Raw genomic sequence first — 6,498 nt, 5'->3', positions numbered from 1 at the left:
GAGCGGATGCCGATGACCATGGCGATGGCGACGCCGATCAGCAGGCTGAGAACGGTGGCGAAAATCACCACGGTGCTGATCCGGTTGGCGAAGGCGGACGCACGCGAACGGGCCTCCTGAACCGTGTTCTGCACTTCGGTTGTGTAGGCATCCACGGTCGCCTGGAGCGCCTTGCGGTTCGCCCGGTTGGCATCGGTGTTGCCCTGGGCGTTGGCCGCCGGGCCGCCCTCTTCGACGGCCAGACGGGCCGTTTCGGAACGGAATTCACGGAAGCCCTGCAGGTCGGCGACCATGGCGTCGAACATGGCGCGCTCGCTCGGCGGCACCAGCGGCGCGAGGTCGGCGACGTCCTTATCGAGCTCGTCCAGGAAATTCATGATACCGGCGGCAAACCGCTCGGCGCGCTCCGGCGTCGTGGACATGTAAGTGCCGCGCGCGTCCATCACGACGGCGGTGATGTGCCGGTTGATCCGCTCCAGCAGGTAGGCGCGCTGGGACGCCGCATCGAGGCGTTCCGCAGCGGCATCGAGACGGTTGACGGAGTAGTAGGCGATGCCGCCAAGAGTGACCGTCGCAAGGCCGAGTACGGCGACGATGGCGGAGATTTTTCCGATGATTTTCATGTTGTTGCTCGGTTCTGTTCTTCGTTGGTTACGGGATCACGCTGCGCGGACGCGCTCGATGAAGGCATCGACCTGCGTGCGCAGGTTTCCGGCCTGACGGGAGAGGTCAGAGGCGGCGTGGACGATTTCGGTCGACACGCGACCGGTGTCGTTGGCCGCCGTCGAGACGGAGACGATGTTGCTGGAAACCTCCTGCGTGCCCTGGGCGGCCTGCTGCGCGTTCTGGGCGATCTCGCTGGTGGCGGCTCCCTGCTCTTCCACCGAGGACGCGATTGACGACGAGACCTCGTCGATCTCCTTGATGGTGCCGGCGATGTCACCGATTGCGCGCACGACCTCCTCCGTCGCCGACTGGACGTCGGCGATCTGGGCGGTGATCTCGCCGGTGGCCTTGGAGGTCTGCTCGGCCAGCGTCTTCACTTCCATGGCTACGACCGCGAAGCCCTTGCCGGCCTCGCCGGCGCGAGCCGCCTCGATGGTGGCGTTGAGGGCGAGCAGGTTGGTCTGGGCGGCGATGTCGGTGATCAGCTGGACCACCTTGCCGATCCGCTCGGCCGAGGCCGCCAGTCCGCGCACCAGCCTGGCGGTTCCTTCCGCCTGATCGCTGGCGTTGCCGGAGATGGTGGCCGCCTGGGCGACCTGGGACGAGATCTCGCGGACGGACGCGGCGAGCTCCTCCGCGGCCGAGGCGACCGTCTGCACGTTGGTCGCCGCCTGTTCCGATGCCGCGGCCACGACCGTCGACTGCTGCAGGGTCTGGTCGGCCGAGGCGCTCATCGTGGACGCGCTCTGCTCCAACTGGACCACGGCGGCGGAAACGGAGCGGACGACGCCGGAAACCTCGGCATCGAACGCATCGGCCAGCGCGTGCATGGCGGCGCGCTTTTCCGCTTCCGCGCGCTCTTTCTGTGTTGCGTGATCGGCCCGCAGATTCTCTGCCTCCTGCAGGGAGACGAGCAGCTTGTCGGTGGCGTTCCAGATGGCGCCGATCTCGTCCTTGGGCCGGTGCCGGTCGGTCTCGACCGACAGGTTGCCTTCCGAGATCAGGCCGAGCGAGCGGGTCAGCCGCTGCAGCGGCCGGCTCAGCCGGTAGGTGCCGATCCAGACCGCAAGGGCCACGCCGACGGCAAGGGCGGCGCCGATGACGACGGTGAGGAAGAGCTCCATCCGGATCTGAAAGGTCTCGAGGTCCGCGCGTTCGGCGAGGATCTCTTCCTCGATGCGGTCCTCCGCCGCATGCAGGGCGCTCATGACCGACTGTTCGGCGGCCTTCGCCTGTGGCGCGTTGGCGAGTTCGTGGGCCGCCTGGGGCGTGCCGGCCCGGGCCGTGGCGATCACATTGCGCTGAACGGCCTCGAAGGCCAGAAGCGCCTCTTTCAGACGTTCCGTAACACCGGGGTCGCGGTTGACCGAACGGGTTTCGAATTCCTCGAACGCGGTATCGATGTGGGCAAGCCAGGTGGTCGCTTCTTCCGCCAGGTCGCGGGCTTCGGCCGGGCTCGCCAACGCGTAGGCCCCCATGCCTTCCTTGACCAGGCCGGTGACGTATTTGTCGACCCGCTCGATGTCGAATGCGCGGACGTTGTCGTTTCTGATGATCTCGTTGGCGTGCATCGTCGCGGAGACGCCATAAAGGCCTGTCCCGCAGGCAGACACGGTGGTGAGGCCCAGCACCGCTACGATGGAGTAGATTTTGCCGCTTATCTTCATGGGAGAGTCTCAGAGCAAGGGGGGTGGCGTGTATATGAAAGGTTGTGTCCTTTCGCATAACTCTACCAAATGAGGCTCTCGTCGAGCTTGCATAAACCGGAGTCCGGAAAGCCAGAACGGGCGCCCGTAGGGACGCCCGTCGCTTTGCTCAGAGCCAGAGTTGGTGCCGATCTCAGGCCGCTCGGACCCTCGCGATGAAGGCGTCGACCTGGGCCCGCAGGGAAGCCGCCTGATCGAACAGGTTCGATGTCGCCTGAACGATTTCGGCAGACGCATGCCCGGTATCGTTGGCGGCAGACGAGACCGACACGATCGACGTGGAGACCTCCTGGGTACCCCGCGCAGCCTGCTGGACGTTCTGGGCGATCTCGCCAGTCGCCGCGCCCTGCTCCTCGACGGAGGAGGCGATCGCGGACGACACCTCGTCGACGCGGCGGATGGTGTCGGTGATGCCTTCGATTGCCTGAACGACCTGCTCGGTCGCCGACTGGACCTCGGCGATCTGGGCGCTGATTTCGCCGGTGGCCTTGGAGGTCTGCTCGGCGAGCGTCTTCACTTCCATGGCGACGACCGCGAATCCCTTGCCGGCCTCGCCGGCCCGCGCCGCCTCGATGGTGGCATTGAGGGCGAGCAGGTTGGTCTGGGACGCGATCTCGGTGATCAGCTGGACCACGTCGCCGATGCGCTGGGCGGAGGCGGAGAGGCCGCGGACCACTTCCGCCGTGCCGCTGGCCTGGCCGGTCGCCTCGCCGGCGATCTCGGCGGCCATGGCGACCTGCTGGGAGATCTCACGGACGGAGGCGGCCAGTTCCTCCGCGGCGGTTGCCACGGTCTGCACGTTGGAGGTGGCCTGCTCGGCGGCGGCGGCAACGGTCGAGGACTGGCGCGACGTCTCGTCCGCCGACGCGCTCATGGTGCCGGCATTCTGCTCCAGATTGCCGATTGCCGTCTCGATGGTGCGGACGATCGAGGAGACCTCCAGATCGAACTCGTCGGCGAGCGCGTGCATGGCGGCGCGTTTTTCCGCTTCGGCCTGCTCCTTCTGGCGCTCCTGCTCGGCCTCCAGCCGCTTCATCTCCAGCGAGTTCTGGCGGAACACGTCCAGGGCGCGGGCCATGTTGCCGACTTCGTCGCGCCGTTTGAGGCCGGCAATGGGCGACTGGTCGTCTCCGTCGGCCAGCGCCGCCATGCGGGCGGTGATGCGCCGCAGCGAACCGATGATCCGGGTGGACAGGAGCAGGGCCAGACCGATGGCCAGGACGACGGCGACGATCGAGGCGATCAGGATCTGGCTGCGGGTCGTCTGAATGGCCGTCTCGCTGGTTTCGCCGAGCGTGTCCTGAAGGGCCTCGGCCTCGGCGAGATGGCTTGCGGCCAGCTCCGACATCTGCGGGCCGACCGTATCCACCTCGGCGAGGGTGGCATTGCGCATGAAAATGGCGGCCTTGAGCGCCTCGAAGCTGGAGATGTAGTCGGCAAGCGCCGTCTGGCTTTCGGCGACCAGCGTGGAATGAGCCGGCGTCTTCACCACCAGCCCGAGTGTCCCGAGAGCGTTGTTGGCGCTGTCCAGTTCCTCCAGGGCCCGCTCGGCCTCGTCCGTCTCGTTCCGGATCAGGAACCGTTCGGCATAGTTGCGACCGAGAAGCAGATGTTCCTGGGCATTCGCCGAATAGTAGGACGTCTGGAATGCACCGGCCGCATGAGCCGACATGGTGATCTCGGTCAGGTTTTCCCGGACCGTGTTGCCGTTCTCCACCAGGCCCGGATAGATCGCGTCGATCTCAGCCTGATACTCGCGCGCTCCATCCAGGGCGTCCTTGTACTGGGTGGAGAGCTGAACGATCAGATCGAGACCGACGCGCTCCGCAAGCGACCTGACCGTCTCGATGTCTTCGCTCAGGGCGGCGGCGGCCTCGTCGGAGCCGGAAACGCGCCACTTGAACACGTCCAGCTGCGCCCGGCTCAGGCTGGACAGCGCGGCATTGATCTCCCGGCTCTCTGCCGCGGATTCCCGGTAGGTGTCGAAGAGGTCGGCGTTGCGGCCCGTCCCGGTTATGCTGAGGGCGGCGAGGCCCACCACCAGCAAGGCAATGAGAGCAAAGGCTCCGAGCAGTTGTTGTCGAAGTGAGACACGCATGGTCCACCCCCCGGTGTGCTTCGGAAGCGGGCTCGCGAGCGGAGCGATGAGCTTCGCCCGAAAGGGCTTCCGGACTGAAATCCGATCGCGCGCGCGGGACAGGCTCCGTCGAGGACGGAGATCTGAAGCGGGCGGCGCTGTCGTGGGTTGTCAAATAGTGTTGAGGCTGATTCTCCAGCCAAAGCTTGCGCCGGGCTTGCATTCCCGGTTTCCAGCCCGAAACGTTTAGTTCATTTCAAATTCTTGACACTCTATCGAGCTGTAACAAATGCTAATATACGTTGTATCAACCAAATATTGATACTGCTAACAGGCCTTGTGAAGGGCTTTTTCGATCCGTGATTCAATATAATGGCGATGGAGTCGGGGCTTTATCGAAGAAATTCGAAATCTGAGGCGGGACGAAAAACTGGAGTTAATCGCTCCAGAACACGGGAGAAAGCAGAATGATCACCGTCATGATTTCCAGGCGGCCGATCAGCATGAGAAAGGCGAGGATCCAGGTCTCCGCCTCGTCCAGCGGCTGGTAGTTGCCGGCCGGACCGATGATCTCGCCGAGGCCGGGCCCGACATTCGACATGGCCGTCAGGACACCGGTCAGCGCGGTCAGGAAATCGACCCCGAGCGCGCACAAGAGGAGCGTCATCACGCCGTAGAGGCCGAAGAAGGCCACCAGGAACGTCACGACGGAGTCGAACACGTCCTGGTCGACGTGACGCTCGCCGTAGCGCAGCGGAACGACGGCGTTCGGATAGACCAGCCGTGCGAGCGCGCGCCGGAACGCCTGCCAAATGATGACGAATCTGTAGATCTTGATGCCGCCGGTGGTGGAACCCGAGCACCCGCCGAAGAAGGTCAGCAGGAAGAACAGGCCGATCGCGAACGAGCCCCACAGCCCGTAATTGTCCGAGGCGAAGCCGGTCGTCGTGACGATGGACACGGTGTTGAAGGCGGCTCTGGAAAATGCCTGGAAGAACTGGAAATCAGTGTTCGCGTAGAGCCAGATCCCGAGCGACAGCGACACCAGCAGGATGGCCAGCAGGAACACCCGGACCTGAATGTCCTGAAACAGCGACAGCCGGCCGCGCAGCACGAGCTCCACGTAGAGGACGAACGGCAGGGAGCCCAGGATCATGAAGAAGATCGCCGACCAGATCAGGCCGAGATTGTCGCCGTAGTGGCCGAACGAGGCGTCGTGGGTGGAAAATCCGCCGGTCGAGACGGTGGACATGGCGTGGTTGACCGCATCGAAGAGATCCATGCCCAGCGCCGCAAAGACGAGCGCGCAGGCAACCGTCGCCGCGACGTAGATGCTGACCAGCGCGGCGGTCAGATTGACCATCCGCGGCATCGCCTTGTCGGAGCGGTCGGAGGATTCGGTACGGAAGAACTGCATGCCGCCGATCCGCAGGAACGGGAACAGGAACAGCCCGATGGCGACGATCCCGATGCCGCCGATCCATTGCAGCATCGAGCGCCAGATCAGGATCCCCTTGGGCATCGTGTCGAGGCCGGTCAGAACGGTGGAGCCGGTCGTCGTGAGCCCGGACATGGCTTCGAAGAAGCCTTCCGACGCAGTGATGGGCAGGGGCGAAAGCCAGAACGGGATGGCGGAGACGAACCCGGTGACGAGCCAGAGCACGGTGGTCAGCAGGAAACCGAAGCGCGGCGAGAATTTCGGCAGCGGCTGGCGCATCGAGACGATGCCCAGAAGCGCCAGCGCGAACACGCCGACGCTCGAGCCCATGAACACGGCCCAGTCGTCGTTGCCGTGGACGATGTCGATGAACGCCGGGATCAGCATCGCCACCGCTATGTGCAGGGCGAAGAAACTCGCGATGTAGAGGCTGGGACGAAGATACTGGAGCGCCTGCATCAGCCCAAGGTCATCGGTTCAGACTGCCGTCTCGGGTCTCGACGATACGAAGGGCCGGGCTCGCGCCGAATGGCGGATTGAAGCGGACCGCCAGGCACCCATCGAGCGCCAGCATTAGCGGATCGTGGGCCACCCCACAACTGGCCCCTGGG

General features: G+C 64.9%; 4 protein-coding genes. All 4 read right to left on the bottom strand.

From position 1 onward, the window contains the following. On the bottom strand, positions 1-623 hold a 623-nt coding region (locus J2S73_RS16945; protein WP_306886807.1), incomplete at its 3' end, for an MCP four helix bundle domain-containing protein. 36 nt (positions 624-659) lie between these two features. Beyond that, positions 660-2,333, bottom strand: a complete 1,674-nt coding sequence (locus J2S73_RS16940) for a methyl-accepting chemotaxis protein (protein ID WP_306886806.1) — start codon at positions 2,331-2,333, stop codon at positions 660-662. Positions 2,334-2,505: 172 nt separating this feature from the next. Continuing rightward, positions 2,506-4,470, bottom strand: a complete 1,965-nt coding sequence (locus J2S73_RS16935) for a methyl-accepting chemotaxis protein (RefSeq protein WP_306886805.1) — start codon at positions 4,468-4,470, stop codon at positions 2,506-2,508. Between the two features lie 415 nt (positions 4,471-4,885). Beyond that, complete coding sequence (locus J2S73_RS16930) at positions 4,886-6,346, bottom strand: TrkH family potassium uptake protein (RefSeq protein ID WP_306886804.1); 1,461 nt, start codon at positions 6,344-6,346, stop codon at positions 4,886-4,888. Positions 6,347-6,498 lie beyond the last annotated feature (152 nt).

Source organism: Amorphus orientalis (genome assembly GCF_030814015.1).
Lineage (GTDB): Bacteria > Pseudomonadota > Alphaproteobacteria > Rhizobiales > Amorphaceae > Amorphus > Amorphus orientalis.
Note: the sequence above shows the minus strand (reverse complement) of the source record. Positions and strands in the feature narration are given on the sequence as shown.

Excerpts from the sequence above, each read along its gene's own strand:
- J2S73_RS16935 (WP_306886805.1), bottom strand. The coding sequence starts at position 4,470 with ATGCGTGTCTCACTTCGACAACAACTGCTCGGAGCCTTTGCTCTCATT.
- J2S73_RS16940 (WP_306886806.1), bottom strand. The coding sequence starts at position 2,333 with ATGAAGATAAGCGGCAAAATCTACTCCATCGTAGCGGTGCTGGGCCTC.
- J2S73_RS16930 (WP_306886804.1), bottom strand. The coding sequence starts at position 6,346 with ATGCAGGCGCTCCAGTATCTTCGTCCCAGCCTCTACATCGCGAGTTTC.